Here is a 21572-nt window from a genome sequence, read left to right on the forward strand (position 1 = left end):
GATCGGCAAGTTATTCTGGCCGGATGGCTGATGACGGCACGGTGGACTCCGCGGAACTCCGCCGACTCGAAGAGTGCGTGCGCGAGCCGATCCGCACACCCGGTCGCATCCAGTCGCACGGGATCCTGCTGGCCGTCGACCCCGCCACCTTCGAGATCGTCGTCGCGAGCGAGAACGCGCGCGAGTGGCTCGGCCGCCCGATCTCGGAACTGCAGAGCCCCACGATCGAGTGGAGCGCCACGGCCGGGCTGCAGGGGGACCCGGTGCGCGTCGAGCTGTCCGGGGCGCCGTACGACGCGATCACCCACCTGGTCGGTGGCCGCATCGTGCTCGAACTGGAGCCGGCGGTCGCGATCGCCGGTCAGCCGACGTACTCGGTCGTGGAGGCCATCCGTCGGCTCGGCCTCGTCGCCGAGCTCGACGACCTGCGCCGCGAGACGGCTGCGGAGGTGAAGCGGATGACCGGCTTCGACCGTGTCATGGTCTACCGCTTCTTCGAGGACGGGCACGGCGAGGTGGCCGGCGAAGCCGCCGAGACCGACATGGAGCCCTACCAGGGGCTGCGGTTCCCCGCCTCGGACATCCCCCAGCAGGCGCGGGCGCTCTACCTCACCAAGCTCTCGCGTGCGATCGTCAGCACCGACGACCTCGGAACACCGCTCGTCGCCCTGGATGCCGCGGAGCCGCCCCTGGACCTGAGCCAGGCCGAGCTGCGCGCGGTCTCCCCGCACCACCTCGAGTTCATGCGGAACATGGGGCAGGCCTCGACCGTGTCGTTCTCACTCATCCACGACGGCCGCCTCGTCGGGATGATCACGTGCGCCCACCGCACACCGAAGCGCATGCCGGTGCTCCTTCGCCGGGCTATCGAGGTGCTGGCCGCGCAGATGACATTGCAGCTGGTCGCGCTGGAGTCCATCGCCGCACTCCGGCACGACCTCTCCCTCCAGGGCCGTCGCGGCGTGCTGCTGAGCGCCCTGCCGTCGGCGGCCGACCCGCTCCTCGCCCTCGTGGCCCAGGGTAGTCAGCTGCTCGAGCTGGTGCGGGCGGACGGCGCCATCGTCTCGATCGACGGCGTCAGCCGCAGCATCGGGCGCGTCCCCCACACTGATCGCAGCCAACTGCTCGACTCCATCGGCATCGAGGCGTTCCAGACCGATGAGGTGGCGCGCAGCCATCCGGGCCTCGCCGGCCTGGTCGCCGGCTTCGCCGGCCTGCTCGTCGCCTCACTCGGCCCCCGCGGGGTGCTGGTGCTGTTCCGGGTGGAGGCGACCCAGGTGATCCGCTGGCTCGGCGACCAGTCGGCGGACAACCGCGACACCCCCCTCTCGCCCCGGCGGTCCTTCTCGGAATGGAAAGAGAGCGTCAGCGGGCGCTCTCTCGCGTGGGGCGAGACCGCGAGGGAGGTGCGGGAGCTCGGCCGGGAGATCGCGGGCGCCCTCGAGCGACACGGGGAGGCCCAGCTCGCGCAGCTCGCCCTCATCGACTATCTGACCGGCCTGCACAACCGCCGCTCCCTCGAAGGCCGCATCGAGGCGGCGCTGGCGACGGCGCCGGTGCCGGGCGGGATCGTGCTGTTCCTCGACCTCGACGGATTCAAGCAGATCAACGACCGTCTCGGCCACGAGACAGGAGACGCGGTCCTCCGCACCGTCGCCGACCGCCTCACCGGCGCCTGCCGCTCCACCGACCTGGTCTCCCGGCTGGCGGGCGACGAGTTCGTCGTCTTCAGCCCGGGAACGGCCGACGCCGACGGCGACGCACTCGCCGGTCGCCTCGTCGACCTCGTCAATCTCCCGATCGAGACCGACCAGGGCATCGTCCAGGTGTCCGGATCGTGCGGTTTCGTCGAGATCGCGACGCGCTCCTCCGCGAAGGACGTGATCGACGCCGCCGATGCCGCGATGTATCGCGCCAAGCGCGGCGGTCGAAACAGAGTGTCACGGTAATCTCGGAGCGATCGTCCGGACGGAGGAGAACGAGATGGAGGCGCTGAACGCCGAGGAGTTGCCGTGCGCCGTCGTCGTCGTCGATCACGACGGGCTCGTCGTCGACTCGACGGGACTGTTCAGCGTCTGGACCGGGCTCGACGCTGCGTCGCTCGTCGGCCGCCCCTTGCGCGGGCTCCTGGCGAGCCCCGAGTCGTCCTCGCTCGTCGGTGCTGTGTTCGAGCGGGTCCTCCATGTCGACGGGTCGGAGCGAGCCGTGGTGACCAGCCGGGCGGCGCGGCCGGACGGTGAGTTCATCCTGCTCGTCGAGACCTCCGATCGGGCCCTCCTGGTGGACCGTCTCGCGCAGACGAGATCGCTCGAGGAGCGCACCCGCAACCGTCTCGAACTGATCATCCAGGCTTCGATCGCCTTCGCGACGGCGCGGACGGAGCCCGAGCTCGCCGAGATCCTCGCGCGCACGGTGGGCCGTTCCTATCAGTCGGAGGAGGCGGCCGTCTTCTTCGTCGACGAGGAGAGCGGCGCGTTCGTGCGGTCGGCCGGATCCGACCCGCTGGCGAGCGCGCTCGATCTCGCGCCGACGATCGCCGCCGTCGTGGCGAGCGGCCGGGTGCTGCTCCTCAGCGGCACCGACGAGGCGGACGCGCTGGACACTGACCTGGGGCACGCGATGCGTAGCGCCGGCGTCCATTCGCTGCTCATCGCCCCGATCCGTCACGAGACCGACCTGTTCGGCGTCTTCGTGTGCTATTTCCTCCATCCTCGCGTCTTCGACGCGGAGGCCGTCCCGCTCGCGGATGCGCTTGCCGGTCAGGCCGGGCAGGCGGCGACCTCGCTGCGGCTCCAGCGCAGGCTCGCCCACGCCGCGACCCACGACGAGACCACCGGGCTGCCGAACCGTCGGCTGCTCGAAGCGCTCGTCCTGGAGTCCGAGGTCGGGGACGCCGCCCTGCAGGCGACGCTCTTCATCGACCTGGACGGCTTCAAGGCGGTCAACGACTCCCTCGGCCACCACGTCGGCGACGGGCTCCTGCGGCAGGTGGGCGGTCGGCTGCGGGAGCTGGTCCGCCAGCGCGACCTGGTCGCCCGATACGGCGGCGACGAGTTCGTCGTCGTCTGCGACGTGCCCGATCTCGCCGCCGCGAACGACGTCGCGGAGCGCATCCGGCTCGCGATCGGTGCTCCGTACGCGTCCCTGCCTCCGGGCGTCGGCGTCCGGGCCAGCATCGGCATGGTGGTCGCCCGGCACGGCGACCCGACCTGGAACCTCGACTCGCTCGTCCGGCTCGCCGACCACGCCATGTACGAGGCGAAGAGCGGCGGCGGCGATCGCGTCGTCGGCATCAGCCTCGGCGCGGTGGAGTGACAGGGGTGAAGCCCGTGCAGGAGCCGCGCCTCCGCTGACGCGGATGATCCACGAACGACCCCGGTGCCTCGCGCCCGGGGTCGTTCGCGTCATGGCGCTTCCTGTTTGCGACATAACCGATTATCGATTATTGTTGCTCCCGGCGACACGGTGGTCGTGCGCACGGAGAGGATCGAAGATGATCAGCAGGCGAACCATGATCGCGGTCGGCGCCCTCGCGGCTGCCGCCCTGGGCTTGAGCGGATGCGCGGCCGGTGGCACCGCGGAGAGCGGCGGCACGCAGACCGTCAGCCTGCTCGTCAACGTCACCCCGAATCTCACCGAGGACTGGTGGAACGAGCTGGTGAAGCCCTTCGAGAAGGCCCACCCCGACATCGACGTGAAGATCCAGAACCCGGGCGCCGAAGGAGTGGCAGCCGCTGTCCCGCGTCTGCTGGCCGCCGGCGAGGCCCCCGACGTCGTCGAGTCGCTGCCGCCCTCGACCGAGCTCGCCCCCGAACTCGTCGACCTCTCGACGTACAAGTGGGCCACCGACGGGCCGCTGGCGGAGCAGTACACGATCGACGGCAAGTACTACATGGCCGGAATCGGGATGCAGCTGCAAAGCCTCTGGTTCTACAACAAGGACGCCTTCGCCGCGGCCGGCATCGCCCAGACGCCGACGACGGTGGAGGAGCTCTCCGACGACCTGGCGAAGCTGAAGAAGGCGGGCTGGACCGGCATCCAGACCGGAGGCGACTGGATGTCGAGCTACGCGCTGCAGACCGTCGGGCTCCCCACCGTCGTCGCCGAGCATCCCGACTGGTACCAGAAGATGAGCGCCGGCAAGCTCACCTTCAGCACGACCTACGGCGCCTCGGTCGACGAGTACGCCGACTGGATCAAGCAGGGCTACGTCAACGACGACGCCCTGGGCATCAAGTACGCCGACGCCGAGCAGAACTTCCTCGCCGGCAAGTCGGCGCTGTACCCGATGGGCAGCTGGTTCGTGGCGAGCGAGGCCGCGGCGACCTCCCCGGCGAACATCGGCGTCTTCCGCGCCCCGGCCGTCGACGGCGTCAAACAGCCCGCGATGGGAGCCAACATCGCCAGCCCCTACGTGATCATGAAGGACTCCAAGCACGTCGACGCGGCGGCCAAGCTGGTCGAGTGGCTGGTGACGGACAAGGCCGCCATCCTCGACCAGCTGAAGGTCGACGGCAACTACCGGGCCGGCTACGAGTACGACACGACGGCGCTCGGCACCGACCTCGCGACGATCGTCGCCGACACCCCGGACGACGCGTACACACCGACCGGTCAGGGCTACGGCGAGCGCACCCTCCCGAGCGGCTACTCGACGGAGATCAACGCCCAGACGCAGGCGCTGCTCGGGGGCACCGCGCCCGGCGACGTGAACAAGGCGATGGACGACTGGTTCAGCGCCAACCTCAAGTGAGCGCCGCCCCCATGACGACCGAGACCGTCGCACCCGGACCGCGCCCGCGCGCGCGGTCCGGCGACGCGGGCAGCCGCCGTCGCACCCGCCCGAATTGGGGCGATCGGCTCGCGGGCCTCGTGATGGCCGGACCCGCCGTGCTGGTGTTCCTCGTGATGTTCATCGTCCCGATGATCCTGGCGTTCGTGCTCAGCCTGACCGACTGGAACGGCTACAGCCTGCGCTTCGACTTCATCGGGCTGGAGAACTACCAGTACGCGTTCCGCAACCCGCGCACGATCGACGCCGCGGTGTTCACGGCGACGGTCGCCGTGGTGGGGACCATCCTCTGCAACGGCTTCGGGCTCCTGCTCGCCGCCCTCATCTCGGGGCCGGGCCGGGCGAACACGGTGCTGCGGACGATCTTCTTCTACCCGTACATCATCAGCGCGCTGATCATCGGCTTCCTGTGGTCGGCGCTGCTGGCCCCGCACGGCGCGGTCAACGAGCTGCTCGGGATCGCGGGGATCGGTCCGGTGCCGTTCCTGACGGATCCGACGTTCGCCAAGACGACCGTCATCCTGACCATCGTGTGGGCGCATTTCGGGTTCAACATGATCCTCTACATCGCCGGCATCAAGTCGGTTCCGACGGAGTTCTACGAGGCCGCGACCGTCGACGGGGCGACCAGGTGGCAGCAGTTCCGCAGCGTGACGGTGCCGATGATCGCACCGGTCGTGACGGTGAACCTGGTGCTCACGCTGGTCGGCCTCCTCAAGGTCTACGACGTGGTGCTGGCCTTGACCGACGGGGGTCCGGCCGCCTCCACGCAGACGATCGTCTACCAGATCCTCAAAGACTCGTTCGCGCAGTCGCGGCTCGGGCTCGGCGCGGCCCAGTCCGTCGTGCTCCTGATCATCACGGCGGCGATCGGGCTCGCCGTGACGTTCGCCCGCCGCGGCGCGGAGAAGAAGGTGACCGACTGATGACGACACCCCTGCAGGACACGCCCAACGTCGGCGCGGAGCTGCTGCTCGCCGAACCGGAGGACGCCCGCTCGGGCCGCCGCACGCCGCGAACGACGGCGCCGCAGCGGCGACGGGGCCGCGGTCCCGCGAGCGCGCACCGCTCGCCCGTCGCCGCCGTCGTGCGCTGGATCGCCCTCGGCGCGACCGCGCTGGTGATGCTCGTGCCGCTCTACGTGCTGGTGATCAGCGCGTTCAAACCGCAGCAGGAGATCATCCAGCACCCGCTGGAGATCTCGCCCACGTCGTTCACCCTCGAGTTCCTGTGGAACGCGATCACCAGCACCAAGTTCAACGTGATCGCGGCGTACGGCATCACCCTGCTGTTCGTCGCGCTGGTGAACCTGTTCTGCATCCTGCTGTCGGCACCCGTCGCCTACGTGATCGCGCGCGGCCGGAAGAAGTGGCACACGGCACTCCTGCTCCTGTTCGTCTCCGGGCTCTTCATCCCGGGCCAGGTGACGCTGATCCCGGTGGTCTTCGTGCTCCGGGTGCTGGGGCTGATCAACACCATCCCCGGGTTCATCCTGTTCGAGACGGCCGCGACGCTGCCGGTGACGATCTTCCTGTTCAGCGCCTACCTGCGCACCGTCCCGCGCGACATCGACGAGGCGGCGGCGCTCGACGGCGCGGGGCGCATCCGCATCTTCTGGTCGTGCGTCTTCCCGATCATGCGGCCGGTCGTCGCGACCGTCGTGGTGCTCAACTCCATCGGCGTCTGGAACGACTTCGTGAGCCCGCAGATCATCCTGGGCCCGAGCTCTGGGATCTACACGGTGACGACAGGCGTGTACGCGGCGGTGGGGGAGTTCTCGACCGACTACACCGTCGTCTTCCCGACCCTGCTGCTGGCGATCGCGCCCATCGTCGTGTTCTTCATCATCATGCAGCGGCACATCATCGGCGGCCTGGTCGCCGGAGCGACGAAAGGCTGACGTGCAGACCATCACCGGCATCCCGCTCGACGCGATCCCCGCGTGGGCGGTGCTCCAGCGCCGTCTCTTCACGGACATCGAGGAGGCGTGGCGGCTCTTCGAGCGCCGCTACACCGGACCGGACGGCGGCATCCTCTTCCCTGCCGAGTTCACCGACCGTGACGGGGTGGACGACGTCTACGAGCCCTTCTTCAACTGGCCGGCGTTCTACCTCCTCGGCGGCAGCGACGAGGTGCTCGCTGCGGCGAAGCGCCAGTGGGAGGGCGTCACCGCGCAGCTGACCGCGGCGGGGATGCTGACCGGCGAGTACGAGAACGGCTACGACTGGTTCCACCAGGGGGAGTCGCTCCTCTTCTTCTACGGATTGTGCGCCGCCGACCCCGGCGACGAGGCCTTCGCCGCGCGCGCCCGCCGATTCGCCGAGCTGTACACCGACCCCGCTCACGGCAACTATGACGCCGAGCGGAACATCATCCGCGCACCGCACAACGGCGCGCTCGGGCCGCGCCCAGGCCTCAACGACACGGTCGAGCCGTATTCCGCCTCCCTCTCCGAGATGGAGCGGTACGGGCTGCCGCTCGAATACGTGCCGGGCATCGCCCGCTGGAGCGACCTCGCCGAGCCGAAAGCAGCGCGCGCGATGGGGGAGGCCATGCAGCGTGCCGCCGCCGGCGACGTCGTCGTGAACCTCGCCGCGACCGGCCTCGTCGCCAACCGCTGGCTGCGGGACCGCGACCCCGCCTCGGCCGCGTGGATCGTGCGCTACGTCGACGGCTGGAGCGAGCGGGCGCGGGCGAACGGCGGTCTGGTGCCCGACAGCGTCGCGCCCGACGGAACGGTGGGCGGTCTGCACGACGGCCGCTGGTTCGGCGGCCACTACGGCTGGACCTGGCCGCACGGCCTCCCGTCGGTCGGAATGGCCACCCTCGTCGGCGGCGTGAGCGCCGCCCTGGTGTCGGGCGACGACCGGCACCTGGACGCCGCCCGCCGTGTGCTCGACACCGTTCTGGAGGAAGCCGTGGTCGCCTCGGTCGCCGAGACGCCCTACAGCCTCCGTGGGAGCTGGCTCGCCCGGCTCGGCGACGCCGCCGACGCGCCGGCACTGCTCGTCCCGCACCGCTACGGCCGCGACGGCTGGTTCGATTACGCGCCGATGCCGCTCGAGCTGCCGACCTGGCTCTGGTGGTGGACGCACGACCCTGCCGACCGTGCCCGGCTCGACCGCGTCAGGGAGGGGCTGCCCGTGACGCCCGACCCGGTCATGGCGTTCCGCGACAAGGCCGAGGCGGGGCACGAGGCGCCGTGGCTCGACTTCCTCGCCGGACGTCTGCCCGACTATCCGGAGCGCGCGCTGTCGATGGCGCTGGGCCAGGTGGCCCGCCGTGTCGCGCTCATCCTCGCCGACGACAGCGATCCCGCGACCGTCCATCTGCATTTCTGGCAGCGTGTGAACCCGGTCGTCACCGAGGTGCTGACGCAGCTCGCGGGCGGGGCGCCGCAGGTGCTCTACAACGGCGGCCTCCCATTCACCGCGGTCGCCTACCAGGACGCCGATCGGGGCCGGCCCGGGCTCCCGCCCGATGTCGCGGCGCTGGTCACGGCTGTCGAGCGCGACCGCGTCGACCTCGAGCTCGTCAACGTCTCGCCGACGCAGCCGCGCCGGGTGGTCGTCCGTCCGGCGCATCCGGCCTCGCCGCGGCTGGTCGCGGTCGACGCCGTCGTCGAAGACGGCCTCGACTTCCCGGGACCGAGCACCGCCTACGCCGCCCGTCGCGGCACCGCGCGTCCCGTACGCCTCGAAGCGGACGGCGACCGTGTGGTGGTCCTCCTGCCTCCCGCGCACCGCGCCGAGCTGACGCTGCACACCGCGCCGGCCGCCCGCACCGCGATCACCGACCGAGCCGAGAACACGAAGGAACGACCATGACAGAGACCCCGGGCGCGCTCCCGCATCCCGACTTCACCCTGCCCGTGCGCGGCGGCGCGTACCGGCGCCCCGATGCGAGCACCCTCGCGGGGTTCGACACAATCACCTCCGCCACCGCCTGCGCCAAGCTGCACGGGATGGGTATCTCGCGCTCGTACGTGGACGGCCCGGTGCCGCTGAGCCCCGGCCAGCGCGTCGTCGGCTCGGCGATCACCCTGCAGTTCATGCCCCAGCGTGAGGACCTCGCGTCCGGCCTGGGCCAGGAGTACGTGGAGCGGCACACCGCGCTCTGGCACGTGCTCGAACAGGTGCAGCCCGGGGACGTGCTGGTGATCCAGGCGTACGGGAGCCGGTTCTCCGGGTGCATCGGCGACATCCTCGCCCGCTACTTCCTCCGCAAGGGCGGCGCCGGGATCGTGGTCGACGGCCGGATCCGCGACGCCGCGCGCATCCGAGCACTCGGGCTCCCGGTCTGGTCGACGGGCACCACCCCGCACTATGCGTCGCAGACGGAGCTGTTCCCCTGGGCGTACGACGTGCCGGTCGCCGTCGGGGGCGCTCTCTGCATGCCGGGCGATGTGGTGCTGGCCGACGACGACGGGCCGGTGATCGTGCCGCAGGCGATGTCCGGCCAGGTGATCGAGGCGGCGCGCGACCACGAGGAGTGGGAGACGTTCAGCCGCAGCCGTCTCGACGACGGGGCCCGGCTCAGCGACTACTACCCGCTCACCCCCGACACCCGAGAGGAGTATGAGGAGTGGCGTTCCGCCCAGGCGTTCGCCCTCTGACGGCGACACCCGGCGCGTCGGAGACCTTCGGCCTCGGCTGCGCGCCGATCGGCAACCTGTTCCGGGCGGTGGCGGATGCCGACGCCGAGGCGACCGTGCACGCAGCGCTCGCCGACGGCATCCGGTTCTTCGACACGGCGCCGCACTACGGTGCGGGCGCGAGCGAGCGACGCCTGGGCGCGGCGCTCCGCGGCGTCGACCGCGACACCGTCTCGATCGCCACGAAGGTCGGGCGCCGCATCGTCGACGCGCACGGTGATCCCGTGCCGGTGGGCGGCTCGGGCGCCGACACCGTGGGTGACCTGAGCGCGGACGGCGTGCTCCGCAGCGTCGAGGGCAGCCTCCGCCGGCTCGGCACCGACAGGATCGACGTGCTCTACCTGCACGACCCCGTGGACGTCGACGAGGCGCTGCGGGAGGCGATCCCCGCACTGCTCCGGCTGCGGGAGGACGGGGTCGTGCGCGCGATCGGCGTCGGGATGGTGTGGCCGGATCCGCTGACCCGCTTCGTGCGCGAGGCCGACATCGACGTCGTCATGATCGCGGGACGGGTGACCCTGCTCGACCGCACCGCGGAGTCGGACCTGCTGCCCGCCGCGGCGGACCGCGGTGTCGGCGTCATCGCGGCCGGCGTCTACAACTCGGGGATCCTCGCCGACCCGGTGGGCAGCCCGTACTTCGACTACCGCGAGGCCGGCCCGGAGCTGCGGCGCCGTGCACTCGCCCTCCGCGACCGCTGCACTGCGAGGGGGGTGCAGCTGCCCCATGCGGCGGCGCGCTATCCGCTCGACCGCCGGGGTGCTGAAGCCGTCGTGGTGGGCGCGCGCACGCCCGCGGAGGTGGCGGCGTTCGTCGCCGCCGCGACCGCGCCCATCCCGCCGGAGCTCTGGCCCGAGCTGGAGGCGGTGTGACAGGCGACGGTGCGAGCCCGGACAGCGGCGCTGTCGACGCCCACGTGCATCTGTGGGATCTGGACAGGGTGGAGCTGTCGTGGTTCCGGCCCGGCCTCGGCCTGCCGCGGGCCGCGAACGTCCGCGATCTGGCCGAGGCGTCGCGGGCGGCGACGACGCCGGTCGGGCCTGTGAGCGGGGTCGTCGCCGTGCAGGCCGCCGACACGCGGGAGGAGGCGCGCTGGCTGGCCGGCCTGAGCGACCCGCTGCTCGCCGGGGTGGTGCTTCAGTACGAGCCGGGCGATCCGTCGGGCGCCGCGCGGAGCGCCGTCGGCGCGCGCGTGCGCGGAGTGCGGGTCGCGGTGCCCGACCGCCGGGCCGACCTGGCGGACGTTCCGGGTCTCGACGCCCTGTGCGAGCGGGTCGCGGCGGCAGCCGGTGTGGTGGAGTTCCTCGTGCGGAGCGAGCAGCTGCCTGCCGTCGCGGCCGTGGCCGCCCGGCATCCCGCGACCCGCATCGTCGTGTGTCATCTGGGGCTGGGCGCCGCCGAACCCGGGTCCGACTGGGAAGCGGGCCTGCGGGCGGTCGCCGCGCATCCCTCCGTCGCCGCCAAGGCCTCCGGTCAGATCGGGGAGCGCGACCCGGACGATGGTCGACTGCGGCGCGCGCTCGCGGTTGCGGTGGACGCTTTCGGCGCGCACCGGCTCCTCTTCGGCAGCGACTGGCCGATGTCGGCCCGCGTCGCGCCCTACGCCGAGGTCGTCGCCCGCACGGCCGCTGCGCTGCCCGCGCTCGGGCCCGGCGGTTCCTCCGCCTTCTGGGGCGGCACCGCTCGTGCCCTCTATCGGCTCTGATCCGGTCCCGGCTCCTCCAGCAGGGTGCCGGCGGCGTGCGCGCGGAACAGGGCGGAGGCGGCGGCGGGGTCCTCCCCGTCGAGCTGGTCGAGCAGGCTGCGGTGCCACTCGGCGACCTCGTGCCAGTCGCCCTCGAAGCTCGGGTCGCCGAGCACGTGCATCGAGCGCAGGCCCGGCTCGATGATGTCCCACATCTTCGGCAGGTAGCTGTTGCCGCTCGCCTCGACCACGGTGCGGTGGAAGGCGAAGTCGAGTTCGCGGAACGCGTCCAGGTCGCCGGCGTCGGCGGCCGAGTGCATCTGTGCGATCAGCTGGTCCAGATGCGCCCGGGCGGCGGCGGAGAGTGTGCCGCAGGCGAGCCGCCCCGCGATCGCCTCCAGCTCCGCCCGCGCGGCGCGCGCCTGCAGGAACTCCTCTTCGGAGTAGCTGGCCACGAAGTTGCCGAGGTGGCGCACGTGCGAGACCAGGCCCTCGTGCGCGAGCTGTTTGAGTGCGTCGCGCACCGGCGCCTGGCTCACCTGCATGCGCTTGGCGAGCTGCGACTCGACGAGCTGCTCGCCGGGGGCGAGCGTGCCGTCCTTGATCATCGTCTTCATCAGCTCGTAGATCTGGTCGGAGAGCAGCCCGCGCTTGAGCCCGGCGAGGGAGGTGAACGGGTCCGTCATCGCGCGCCCGCTTCCCGGTCTGCGTAGGCCGCGAGCCACGCGTCGGCGATCAGCCGGGAGCCCGCCGGGGTCGGGTGGACGCCGTCGGGCGCGATGGCGGCGACGCCGTGCTCCGCGGCCGCCCGCGAGAAGGTCTCCTGCAGCGGCACCAGCACCGCGCCGGTCTCCTGCGCGAGGCGGGCGATCACGGCGCGCTTCTCGTCGAGGTCCGCCGGCCACTCCGCCTGCTCGGCGCGGACGGGCAGGAAGTACGGCTCGATCAGGAGGACGCGGTCGGCATCCGTTCCGGCGAGCAGCCTCCGGTAGGTCGCTTCGAACTCCTGGGCGGTGGTGGGGTCGTCGCTATCGAACCGGCGCCACATGTCGTTGACGCCGACGTAGACGGTCAGCACGTCCGGCCGCTGGGCCCGCACGTCCGCCTCCCACCGTCGCTCCAGGTCGACCGCGCGATCGCCCGAGATCCCCCGGTTCACGACGACGACATCGGCCCCCTGTGCCGGAAGCTCGTCGGCGATCAGCGACACGTAGCCGTCGCCGAACGAGTCGTCGTCGGTGCGGTCCCGCCCCGCGTCGGTGATGGAGTCGCCCGCGAAGACCAGACGCTGCGTCATGTTTCCCCTTCGATCGCATCGCACGGCGTGCGACATCCCTCCCAGCATAATCGATAATCGCTGGGAGGGAGTCGCGCGCAGGAGTCGCAGGCGCGGGGCGTGCCCGGGCACGACCCCCACCGTCGATCGGCTGCCTGTTAGCTGCCGGCCCCCGCCGTCCACGGCGCCGCCCCGTACTGGAACGCGCCGAGGCTGGGCGTCGCGTCCGTCGAGCCATCGTTCACTCCGGGTAGGGGGATCGCCGCGTTGCGCGCGGGCGAGCCCGCCTGCAGCCGGTAGTCGTGCGCTGCCGGGTCCACGTAGAGCGGGTCGCCGTCGATCAGATTGTTCGACAGCACGAGGCCGCCGTCGGTCGCGCCGGCGAGGCCGGTGATCGGGCCGATGTTGTTGTAGATCTTCGTGCCTGTGGACTGACCGGCCTCCTTCACGTAGAAGAGCGTCATCCCTCCGGTGTTGTTGTAGACGAGGTTGTCGTGGGATCCGGTGCCCAGGCCGTTCAGCTCGACGGTGCCTTCGTGGTTGCCCCAGCCGAGGTTGTTGTCGATCTGGAGGTCGCTCATCCCGTTGTCCGCGTAGATGCCCGAGATGCCGAACGGGTACACGCCGCCGGGGCGGGGTGTCGGATCGTGCAGCACATTGTGGTCGATCCGCGTGCCTTCCATGTGGGCCGAGCAGCAGGAGTAGATCGCCGCGGTGTCGACACTGAGCGAGGCGTGCCCGGAGATGTCGTTGTAGGCGATCCGGTCGGCGCCGGCGGTCGTGCCGGTCACACCGTTCCACTGCAGGTTGATGCCGCTGCGGCCGAGGCGCGCCATCGTGTTGTGGGTGACGGTCTGGCTGTGCCCCTGGACGGCGACGGCGGCGGCGTAGGTGCCGGCGTAGTCGACGTCCGTGATGGTGTTGCCTTCCGCGGTGTTGCCGTAGCCGCCGAGGGAGACGCCGTTGCCCGCGCTGTACTGCAGGTGGCTGTCGCGGATGCTGTTGCCGGTGCCTTTCAGGACGATGCCGCTGGTCGCGACGCCGCGGGTCACGTTCGCGCCGCAGTCCGTCGCGCCCTGGGTGACGTCCCAGTAGTGGCTCAAATACTTCCCGTCGATGCCGTCGAGCTGGACGCCGGTGCTGCTGTCGCCCGTGCGGATGGTGGAGGCGAACAGGCCGATCCCGTTCACGTGCACATTGCTCGCGGTCGTCAGGTCGAAGCCCAGGTCGCGCTTCTTCGCCTCGATGCGGTGGCCGTTCGGGTCGTCGTCGCTGTAGAGGTAGAGCCGCTTCGCCGTCGCGTCGTAGAAGTAGGATCCCGGATGCGAGAGCTCGCCGATCTTGCCGGAGAGCCGGAACCAGGTGTCGGTCGGCACGACCTTGTGCACGCACGGGGGAGCGGTCGTCAGCGTGACGGACCCCACTGCCGAGCTTGCGACGGTGCCGGTGGCCGTCACGTACCAGTACGACGTGAGCACGCGCGCGCCGTCCCAGTACCCGGCGGGACGGGTCAGCGTGGAGTCGACGATCGTCGCGTCCGCGGTGCCTGCGTCGGCGCGCTCGACGGCCGGGTTCAGGAGGTCGGTGCCGGGGAACGGGTACGAGGCCTCGATGTCCATCGCCCCGTCCGTGAAGATCTGCACCTCGGCGGCTGCGCTGCCGAGGTCGACGCCGGCGCTGTAGACCTTGCCGTCGGCGACGGCCTGGCTGAACGGGGTGTTCGCCGCGAACGGGTCGGCGGCCACGACCTGCGCGAGCTCGGTCGGCCCGACCGGGGTGAATCCGGTGACCGGGTCGGCGCCGCTGATCACGGGATGCGCGCCGGGCGCCGCGGTGAAGGTGATCGGCGCCGCTGCGGTGCCCGAATGCGCCGGGGTCACCGTCTCGTCGTAGATGCCGTCCTGGATCACGCAGGTGTCGCCCGGCTGGGCGACGTCGGCGCAGTCCTGCACCGACGCGAACGCCGAGTGCACGGTCCGGCCGTTGGCGGCCTTGCCGGGGTGCTGGCCCACGTAGTAGGTCGTGCCGCCGTGGTGGTGACCGGGCGGTGGGGCCGCAGCCGCGGAGGTCGCTGTGGCGGTGAGGAGGACTCCCGCGGCGACGAGGCCGCCCGCCAGGAGGAGGCCGCGTCGGCGGCGTGCACGTCGGAACCCGAGCATCATTGCTCCAATCGATAGTGAGTAATCGATAATCTACGATCCGACGATGACCCCGTCAAGGGGGGTCATGCGCCTCAGGCCATCAGGGGGAGGACGCTCACCGCCCCGTCCGGCCACGTCACCTCCGCGCTCGGGTCGCCCTCCACGGAGTGGAGCACCCGCAGAGCCGGGGCATCGGGCAGCGCTGCGCGACCGACCGCGGTCGCGACGCCGATCACGTCGTCGACGGCGACCCCGTGGAACTCGGCCCACTCCACGCTGGTGCGGCCGAGCGGTGAGGTGTCCGGCTCGGTGTGCGTGCTGATGGTCGCGTCGCCGAGCAGAGGGACGAGCCGAGCGACGGCGGGCGTCGCGTCGGAGACGGGCCACCCGCTCACCCGCAGGCGCACGGGTGAGTCCTTTCGCTCGTCGGCGACCCGCCGGATGACGCGCACCTCCCACGCGCCGCGGACGAGCGAGCCGGTCACGAGGGTCGGCCCCTCGGTGACACGACCGGTGCGGCCGGAGCCGTGATCGGGACCGCCGTCGTCCCCGTCGACCCAGTGCGTGCGCGCGATCGACGTCGCGAACGCGGCGACCCCGTCGTCCCCGATGACCCCGCGTGCGAAGCCCGAGCGGTTCGTCGAGCGCCCCTCCGCGTCGACCGCGCCGACGGTGTTGTCGACGGGCGCCGTCACCGTCGCTCCGACGAGCGGAGGGAGGCTGGCCGACGAGTAGCCGAGCCGCGCGTAGAGCGGGGAGTCGGCGGTGTGCTCACCGGGGTGCCCGTGGTCGGTCCCGTGGTTGATCACACGCACGACCCCGTCGGCCGCGGTGCCGCTGACGATCCACCCCGCCGCGCGGACGACACGGCGCACGTCGCCGCGCTCGACCGGCAGCGGCTCCTCGACCGCCGTCCACACCTCGTGGTCGGCGGGGAGTGCGAGCCCGAGGAATCCCTTGGCCGCCCAGTACGGCGATCCGGAACCGGAGTACGACTGCGCCATCGCCGGCCACTCGCCGAGCAGGCCGACCGAGAGCAGGCCGCGCGCGTCGACCGCGCCGCGGTCCAGGAACGCCCGCAGCATGCCCGAGGCGCCGCGGCGCAGCGTGCCCATCGGGACGCGCGTCGCACCCGTGATCGCGCCCATCCAGAGCGGTGCCGCCACGGCGAACCGGTAGATGAGGCTCCGCCCCTGCAGCACCGGCATGCCGTCGGCGCCGATCAGCGCGGCGTGGTCGTCGAGGAAGTCGGTGAGCCGTGACCGGAACACCGGCTCCAGGGCGCGGGCGCCGAAGGCGTCGGCGCCGGCGGAGGCCGTCCACAGCAGCGGGTAGAGGTGCATGGCCCAGCCGCAGTAGTAGTCGAACGCGCGCGTGGAGCCGTCGGCGTACCAGCCGTCCGCGCGGTAGTACGACTCGATGGTCGCGAGGTCGGCGGCGATCCGCGCGGGATCATGCGGGCCGCCGACGGAGGCGAGGAACGTCTCCACCGTGATGCGGAACCACAGCCAGTTGTTGTCCGGGTACCAGCCCGCGGGTGCGTCGGCCAGCCAGGCGACGACGTTCCGCTGCTCCGCCGCGTCCAGCGTGTCCCAGAGCCACGGGCGGGTGAGCTGCAGGCCGAGCGCGATCGAGGCCGCCTCCACCTTCGCCTGGCCGACGGTGCTCGGGAGGGGCCAGCGCTCGGGGCCCGCCGGGTCGGTCCCGGCCACCAGCCCGTCTCGGTACCACTCCGTGAGACCGAGGGGATCGACGCCGGCCTCGCCGCGCGTCCGGAAGGCGTAGAGCAGGAACGAGCGGGCGAACCCTTCGAGCCCGTCGCTGTCCGTGCCGTGCGAGCTCACGATGCCCGGCAGCTGCACCCGGCTCCGCGTCGACGTGAAATACGGTCGCAGGGAAAGAAGGAGGTGGTCGGCGACCGCTGCCCAGTGGTCGCGCGTCCACCCGGTGAGCGGCGAGAGCGAGCGGTCCTCCGGCGGCAAGGCGATGCGCGCGGTGTCGAAGGGACGCGCCGGGTCGGTGGTGGCGGCGGAATCGGCGGCGGTCATGCGGTCTCGTCTCCTTCGTCGAGTGATGCGGCGGGGGCGATCGACGCGGGCAGCGTCGACTGGCGGATGTGCAACTCCGGACTGAGCTTCACGCGGTAGGCGGGCCGGCCCTCTCCGGCCTCCAGCCGGGCGATCAGCAGGTTGACGGCCTCCCGGCCCACGAACTCCTTCGGCGGCCGGACCGCGGTGATGGCCGGGTCGCCGAAGCGGGCGACATCGTCGTCGTAGGCGACGATGGCGAGGTCGTGCGGCACCCCCACGCCGCGGTCGAGCGCGTGCTGCTCGAGCGCGATGGCCTGAGGGTCGGGGAGGACGATGACGGCGGTGGTGCCGGTCGTGCGGCACAGGTCGAGGGCCGCGTCCATCGCCTCCTCCCGGCCGGGGGCGTCGAAGCGGATGCCGCGCAGCATCGCGACGTCGGTGGGAAGACCGAGCGAGGCGAGGGCCGACTGCCAGCCGCGGCGCACGTACCGGCCGGTGGGGCTCTCGCTCTCGATGAAGAGTCCGATGCGCGTGTGGCCGACCTCGTGCAGGTGGTGGACCGCGAGGGACGCCCCGGCCGTGTGGTCGGAGACCACGGAGTCCAGTCGACGGGCGGCGGCGGCCGTGCGCACCCGCCGCTCGGCCAGCACCACCGGCACGGGCAGGGAGTCCAGCCAGCGGAGCGTCTCGATCGCATCGTCACCCAGGGTGTCGGGAGCGACGATGAGCCCGTGCAGTCCGGGCACCTTGAGCAGCGCCTCCACCTGACGGCGGTTGTCCCGGGAGTCGTAGGTCGAGGCGCGCAGCAGGAGGGATGCCCTCAGCTGGGCCGCCTGTGCGCGGGCGCCGTGCACGATCGGCGGCCAGTAGTACTCGAGCGAGGGCACGACCATCCCGATCGTGTACTTGGCGACCATCGGCGCGCCCGGCGACCGTGCGCCCGGGTCGAGGGAGCTGCGGAGGGTCGCACCTCCGTGCACGCGCGTGACCAGGCCCTGCTGGGCGAGTGTGTTGATGTCGCGCCGGACGGTCAGCTCGCTGACGCCCAGCTCGACCGCCAGTGCGCTCACGCTCACCGCGCCGCGCTCGCGCAGCTGGTCCATGATGCGCTCGCGGCGCTGCACCGAGTACAGGGGCTCTCTGTTCGTCATCGGATCTCCTCGATGGTCATCGTCAGGCTGCCTGCGAGGTCGGCCAGCGGGTACGAGAGCCGCGTGAGGCGCTCGCCCCAGACTCCCGCGAGCTCCGGATCGTCGAGCGCCCACGCCTCCAGCTCCGGCGTCAGGCCGGCGGCGTCGATGGCGATCGCGCGCCCGTCGGCCGAGACGACGACGCGGTCGGCCGACCGGTGCACCTCCCCGGCGGCGACGAGGTGCAGGGTGGCGATCGGTCCGTCGTCCACCTTCGCGTCGGCCTGCAGCCGCCACTCGTCGCGGATCTCGATGCGGGACGGCGAGACGAGGGACGCCCGTCGTCGCCACCGCTCGCCGGGCGCCAGCGGGTAGGCGGCGGTCAGATCCAGTTCCAGCGAGATCGGGAGGGCGACGCTCTCCGGCACCCCGGGCGCGGAGGCGGGCTCGCCGTGCGGTGCCGTCACGACCGCAGCCTCGAACGCCGGGCCTTCCCCCTGTTCGAGGCCGTGCGGCGCCGGCGCGTTGTGCCAGCCGCTCTGCATCGCGCGGATGCCGTAGCGCTCGGGGCTGAACGTCTCGCGCCGGTACGTCGGCTTGCCGACATCGACCAGCAGAGGGCGCCCGCCCGCGGCCACGATGAAGGAACCGAGGTCCTTGTGGTTGTGGTTCTCGTCGTTGGTGCCACCCTTGGCGGCCAGCGCGAGGCCTCCCGTGCTCCCGGCCACCGCTCGGCAGACCAGCACCTGCACCGACGGAAGCCACACCGACTGCGGGAGCGGTGGCGCGGCGGGGGGTGCCTCCCGCCACCGTGCGTCGGCCGCCGCGCGCACGAAGCGGGGCAGGCCGCCCGTCGCGGGCGCGATCGGGCGCCCGGGCTGCCGAGCCCCGCGGGCCCAGTCCACGACCCGGTCGTCGCCGAGGCGCAGACCCCAGCGGAACGGGAGGTGCCACGGCTCCGCGTGCCGGCTGCGCGCCCAGCCGTCGGCCACGTTGACGTACCAGTCCGCTCCGAGCTGCATCCGCATCGGGAACCGCAGCACTTCGGCGACGACGGGGACGCCGCCCGCGTCGAGCCCGCCGTCGGTGAGCTGGGCGACGAGCTCCAGCAACTCCAGCATGCGCCCGGCGCCGTTCCACCAGTACGCGACGCCCTCGTCGATCGCGCCGTCGGCGGGCAGCGTCGCGACGTACCGGTCGAGGCTGTCCAGTGCGCGCGCGATCATCGCGGCGATCCGCACGGGATCGTCCAGCAGCAGGGCCGCGGACAGCAGCACGTTGCCGAGGATCCACGGATTCCAATTGTTGACGTCCCGCCAGTAGCCCAGCCACCAGAGGTCGTCCCGGGTCTCGAACGGGGTGAAGACGCGCACCTCCACCTCGCGCCGGATGCGCTCGCGGACCCCGGGCCACGCGGCGTCCCAGTCCGTGCCGAGCACCCGGTCGGCGACCGCGAGCTGGGCGGCGATCTCACCGGCGACCAGATCGAGGTAGGGGGAGGCGGCGTCGGGCACCACGAAGCCACGGCGGGCGCCGGCGTCGTCATGGGCGGAGAGCGACCAGGTGCTCTGCTCGCACAGCACGATCGCGCCGTCGGCGGCCTCGTCGATCCACGCGGGGCCACGCGTCGTCGCGGCGAGGACGACGGCGCGGGTGAGACGCTGCTGGCGGGCGTCGACGGCGGCCTCGTAGCCGCGCCGGTCGCCGTCGCGCGCGTAACGGGCGAAGAGCGACGCCGGGACGCCGGGCCAGGGGAGGCCGCGCTCGGGCTCGGCCTCGGCGGCCAGCCCGTCGAGCGTGATCGGGTCCAGCCGGTCCCACACGCTCCGATCGGAGGCCGCAGGGATGCCCGTGCGGTCCTGGATGCGCTCCGTGCCCGCGGCGCCGAGCAGCGCGCGCAGCGCGGGCTCCCGCATCCCGTCGCCCCAGTGGGCGAACAGGGGTCCCTCGAACGGCTCCGCCGTGGCCTGGGTGCCGACGGGCGGCGCCGTGTGGGCGCTCACCCGCGAGAACACGTCGCCGTCCGCCGGGCGCGCCCCTGCCGCGTGATCGTCGGTCGTGGTGGGATGCGAGAGGTGCGGCACCGTTGCCTCCGGGTATGCGATCGTGTGTGTTCGTGTTCGATCGTGAATGATTGGTTTGTTTGTGACGGGTCTGAGTATGTACTGAGTCACGCGACGACGCAACGACCCGCGATCGCCGCTGGACGGAAAGGCTGGGCCTGGCGGCGATGACCGAGATCACTCCCCCCGAAGCGCTCGTCGTGATGGACCGCGACGTGTTCGAGCGTCAGTTCGACGCGCCCCGACTGGCACGCCTCCACCGGTTGGCACGCGTGCCCGACCCGGTGCTCGCCGACGACCTGGACGATCCCGCGCTGGCGGACCGGCTCGCGACCGTGGAGGTGCTGCTCACCGGCTGGGGAGCGCCCCGACTCGACGCCGAGCGGCTCGACCGCATGCCGCGCCTGCGGGCGATGCTGCACTGCGCGGGCACGGTGCGCCCGCAGGTGACTCCCGAGTTCTGGGAGCGTGGGATCCGCGCCACTTCCGTCGCCGAGGCCAACGCCGTCCCGGTCGCCGAGTACACGCTGGCGGCGATCATCCTCGCCGGCAAGAAGGCGCCGTTCATCGCCGCCGACCCGCAGGTGCGCCGCGACCACGGCCTCCAGATCCACCGCTTCGGCGAGCTGTCGAACCTCGGGCGCACCATCGGGGTCGTCGGCTTCAGCCGTGTCGGCCGCCGCGTCGTCGGCCTGGTGCAGCAGCTCGACGACGTCGTGTGTCTGGTCGCCGACCCCTATGCCGATCCGGGCGAGATCGTCGCTGCGGGGGGAGTACCCACGAGCCTCGACGACCTCCTGCCGCGGGTCGACGTCGTGTCGCTGCACGCCCCCGCGCTGCCGTCGACCCGGCACATGATCGCCGCACCGCAGCTGGCCGCGCTGCCCGACCACGCCACGCTCATCAACACCGCGCGGGGGAGCCTGGTCGACACCGCGGCGCTCGAGCGCGAGTGCGCCTCCGGCCGGCTCAACGCCATCCTCGACGTCACCGACCCGGAGCCGCTGCCCGAGGACTCCCCGCTGTACTGCCTCCCGAACGTGATGGTCACCCCGCACCTCGCGGGATCCCTCGGGTCGGAGATCCACCGCATGACCGACGCCGCCCTCGACGAGCTGGAGCGCTACGCGACCGGCGAGCCGTTGCTCGACGAGGTGACGAGCGAGGCACTCCGCCTGAGCGCCTGACCCGGACGACACCCTTCCCCTTCACCGGACGGTGCAGATCGGTCTGCGCTCCTGGCCTGGCCCCTGGTCCTGCCGCTCGCGCTGACCGTCCTCCATCGCTGGCGGGCGCGTTCGAGGTCTTCCGGCAGGTGCTGCGGACGGAGGGGTGAGGCGTGGAGCTCAGCGCCCGACCGCGCTCCGCAGCGCCTGCGCCACCCGCTCCTGCTCCTTCGCGCCCAGCCGGGCGACGGCGAAGCCGACCGGCCACAGGTCGCCGTCGTCCAGCCCCGCGGCGGGCTGGAACTCGATCGTCGCGTACCGCATCTTGAACTTCGAGGCCGGCTTGAAGACGACGACCGTCTTTCCTGCGGCGTCCGCGTAGGCCGGCATGCCGTACCAGGTCTTCGCCGCGAGGTCGGTGTTCTCGGCAACCAGCCGGTGGAACGTCTCCGCGAGCTCCTTGTCGGCGCCGGTGAGCGCCGCGATCGCCTCGGCGCACGCCGCGGCCGCATCGGCGCCCGCCTGTGCGGCCTTCTTCTCCGCCACCGCCGCCTTCATCGCGGCCTTCTCCTCGGCGCTGAACGTCGTCGCCATGCTGCTCCCTTTCGCCTTTCGTCGGTCGATCCGGATTCAACC

At 72.0% G+C, this 21572-nt stretch carries 17 protein-coding genes; 10 read left to right on the top strand and 7 right to left on the bottom strand.

Annotation, left to right across the window (positions count from 1 at the left end; translation table 11 throughout):
- The first annotated feature begins 23 nt into the window (after nucleotides 1-23).
- From LLS1_RS06760 to LLS1_RS06800, 9 genes are all read left to right on the top strand, one after another.
- Entirely contained in the window at nucleotides 24-1949 is a 1926-nt protein-coding gene (locus LLS1_RS06760) for a sensor domain-containing diguanylate cyclase (RefSeq protein WP_226654216.1), read from the top strand.
- Between the two features lie 34 nt (nucleotides 1950-1983).
- Entirely contained in the window at nucleotides 1984-3315 is a 1332-nt protein-coding gene (locus tag LLS1_RS06765; RefSeq protein WP_226654219.1) for a diguanylate cyclase, read from the top strand.
- A 178-nt stretch (nucleotides 3316-3493) separates the two neighbouring features.
- Complete coding sequence (locus LLS1_RS06770; RefSeq protein ID WP_226654221.1) at nucleotides 3494-4753, top strand: ABC transporter substrate-binding protein; 1260 nt, start codon at nucleotides 3494-3496, stop codon at nucleotides 4751-4753.
- A gap of 11 nt (nucleotides 4754-4764) precedes the next feature.
- Nucleotides 4765-5718, top strand: coding sequence for a carbohydrate ABC transporter permease (locus LLS1_RS06775; protein ID WP_226654222.1), 954 nt, complete (start codon nucleotides 4765-4767; stop codon nucleotides 5716-5718).
- A complete protein-coding gene (locus LLS1_RS06780) occupies nucleotides 5718-6692 on the top strand; it encodes a carbohydrate ABC transporter permease (RefSeq protein ID WP_223358070.1) in 975 nt (324 codons plus the stop codon). Before LLS1_RS06775 ends, LLS1_RS06780 begins: the two co-directional genes overlap by 1 nt.
- 1 nt (nucleotide 6693) lies before the next feature.
- Entirely contained in the window at nucleotides 6694-8619 is a 1926-nt protein-coding gene (locus LLS1_RS06785) for a hypothetical protein (RefSeq protein ID WP_226654224.1), read from the top strand.
- Nucleotides 8616-9407, top strand: a complete 792-nt coding sequence (locus LLS1_RS06790) for a ribonuclease activity regulator RraA (RefSeq protein WP_223358068.1) — start codon at nucleotides 8616-8618, stop codon at nucleotides 9405-9407. Before LLS1_RS06785 ends, LLS1_RS06790 begins: the two co-directional genes overlap by 4 nt.
- Nucleotides 9377-10318, top strand: coding sequence for an aldo/keto reductase (locus tag LLS1_RS06795; RefSeq protein ID WP_226654226.1), 942 nt, complete (start codon nucleotides 9377-9379; stop codon nucleotides 10316-10318). Before LLS1_RS06790 ends, LLS1_RS06795 begins: the two co-directional genes overlap by 31 nt.
- Nucleotides 10315-11151: an amidohydrolase gene (locus tag LLS1_RS06800; protein ID WP_226654228.1), complete on the top strand. Its 837-nt coding sequence runs from the start codon at nucleotides 10315-10317 to the stop codon at nucleotides 11149-11151. The genes LLS1_RS06795 and LLS1_RS06800 overlap by 4 nt, the downstream gene beginning before the upstream one ends.
- Here LLS1_RS06800 and LLS1_RS06805 read toward each other — a convergent pair.
- The 6 genes from LLS1_RS06805 to LLS1_RS06830 all read right to left on the bottom strand — a co-directional run bounded on the left by LLS1_RS06805 (nucleotide 11139) and on the right by LLS1_RS06830 (nucleotide 19791).
- Nucleotides 11139-11816, bottom strand: coding sequence for a GntR family transcriptional regulator (locus LLS1_RS06805; RefSeq protein WP_223358065.1), 678 nt, complete (start codon nucleotides 11814-11816; stop codon nucleotides 11139-11141). The genes LLS1_RS06800 and LLS1_RS06805 overlap by 13 nt on opposite strands.
- On the bottom strand, nucleotides 11813-12427 hold the full coding sequence (locus LLS1_RS06810) for an SGNH/GDSL hydrolase family protein (protein WP_226654230.1): 615 nt from the start codon (nucleotides 12425-12427) through the stop codon (nucleotides 11813-11815). The genes LLS1_RS06805 and LLS1_RS06810 overlap by 4 nt, the downstream gene beginning before the upstream one ends.
- Nucleotides 12428-12564: 137 nt before the next feature.
- Entirely contained in the window at nucleotides 12565-14568 is a 2004-nt protein-coding gene (locus tag LLS1_RS06815) for a right-handed parallel beta-helix repeat-containing protein (protein WP_226654231.1), read from the bottom strand.
- 71 nt (nucleotides 14569-14639) lie between these two features.
- The gene (locus LLS1_RS06820) at nucleotides 14640-16595 is read right to left on the bottom strand and encodes a DUF2264 domain-containing protein (protein WP_226654233.1); all 1956 of its coding nucleotides are present in this window, start codon (nucleotides 16593-16595) and stop codon (nucleotides 14640-14642) included.
- The gene (locus LLS1_RS06825) at nucleotides 16592-17728 is read right to left on the bottom strand and encodes a substrate-binding domain-containing protein (protein ID WP_226654235.1); all 1137 of its coding nucleotides are present in this window, start codon (nucleotides 17726-17728) and stop codon (nucleotides 16592-16594) included. Before LLS1_RS06825 ends, LLS1_RS06820 begins: the two co-directional genes overlap by 4 nt.
- Nucleotides 17725-19791 (bottom strand): heparinase II/III family protein, encoded by a 2067-nt coding sequence (locus LLS1_RS06830; RefSeq protein WP_226654237.1) that lies wholly within the window; start codon nucleotides 19789-19791, stop codon nucleotides 17725-17727. The genes LLS1_RS06825 and LLS1_RS06830 overlap by 4 nt, the downstream gene beginning before the upstream one ends.
- A gap of 146 nt (nucleotides 19792-19937) precedes the next feature.
- On the opposite strand from LLS1_RS06830, the gene LLS1_RS06835 reads away from it, so the two are divergent.
- Complete coding sequence (locus LLS1_RS06835) at nucleotides 19938-20957, top strand: hydroxyacid dehydrogenase (protein ID WP_226654238.1); 1020 nt, start codon at nucleotides 19938-19940, stop codon at nucleotides 20955-20957.
- A gap of 159 nt (nucleotides 20958-21116) precedes the next feature.
- Here LLS1_RS06835 and LLS1_RS06840 read toward each other — a convergent pair whose 3' ends face one another.
- Nucleotides 21117-21530 (bottom strand): hypothetical protein, encoded by a 414-nt coding sequence (locus LLS1_RS06840; protein WP_226654240.1) that lies wholly within the window; start codon nucleotides 21528-21530, stop codon nucleotides 21117-21119.
- Nucleotides 21531-21572: the final 42 nt, after the last annotated feature.

Origin of the sequence: Leifsonia sp. LS1 (assembly GCF_020521355.1) — a bacterium.
Taxonomy (GTDB): domain Bacteria; phylum Actinomycetota; class Actinomycetes; order Actinomycetales; family Microbacteriaceae; genus Leifsonia.